This window comes from Vibrio sp. 03_296, assembly GCF_002265885.1.
Genome location: NZ_NPKW01000448.1, coordinates 1 through 845, shown reverse-complemented (window position 1 = coordinate 845; position 845 = coordinate 1). Strand labels below are relative to the sequence as shown.

The window sequence follows — 845 nt, the reverse complement described above, 5'->3', positions numbered from 1 at the left end:
TCAGCAGGAAGCGCTAGGGTGAATTGACCAATGGCCATTAGCGCGCCACCAATCAGGATCGAACGACGCTGACCTAAGTAGTGTCAGCGAAGGTAGCCACCAATAAGGGGGTAATGTACACCAACCTGTGTAGGTGCCATAGAGGTCGAGGGCATCTTTGGTAGACCAGCCCAAACCGCCATTGATGGTGGTGTCGGTGAGGTATAAAACTAAAATTGCACGCATTGCGTAATAGGAAAAACGTTCCCAAAGTTCAGTACCGAACAAAAGGAAAAGGCCACGAGGATGACCAAAATATTGATGTTGGTTTGGCATAAGTTTGACTAATTCTAGTTATGAAATTTTTTATAGGCGAATACGTATACTCCTCGTTRTTTAAATACTCAAACATTTTTAAATGGCAGTAGATTGTTCGGTTTGTATTTAACCTTTTGTTATAAGGTTTTCCATGTTTGCTTGGGTGGTTTCTACGTGTTAGAAACTAATATTCCATTTTTGGTCCTGCGAATTAACGTTTAGCAAACAAAATGTATTGGTTTGTATGATTGCAACTCACGCGATTTCCTATAGTCTGGCGAAATGCTAGGATAAACAAAAATAGATGGCTAGTGATAAATGAAAAAGTGGTATTTGCTGTATTGTAAGCGCGGAGAGCAGATCCGAGCGAAGCAACATTTAGAAAACCAAGGTGTTGAGTGTTTCTATCCCACCATAGAAGTTGAAAAAATTTTGCGTGGGAAACGCCAAACAAAGAGTGAGCCCTTATTTCCTTCCTACATTTTTTGTTCGCTTCGATTTTTGAAATAGGCCCTACGTTTACCACTGTTCGTTCAACCAGAGGTGTG

The 845-nt window shown here is 41.0% G+C and carries 2 pseudogenes; one reads left to right on the top strand and one right to left on the bottom strand.

The window, feature by feature from the left end:
- A pseudogene (locus tag CIK04_RS25310) lies at positions 1-315 on the bottom strand (dipeptide/tripeptide permease); the annotation flags it as partial.
- A 300-nt stretch (positions 316-615) separates the two neighbouring features.
- Here CIK04_RS25310 and CIK04_RS25305 point away from each other — a divergent pair.
- Positions 616-845 (top strand): annotated as a pseudogene (locus tag CIK04_RS25305) (transcription termination/antitermination NusG family protein); the annotation flags it as partial.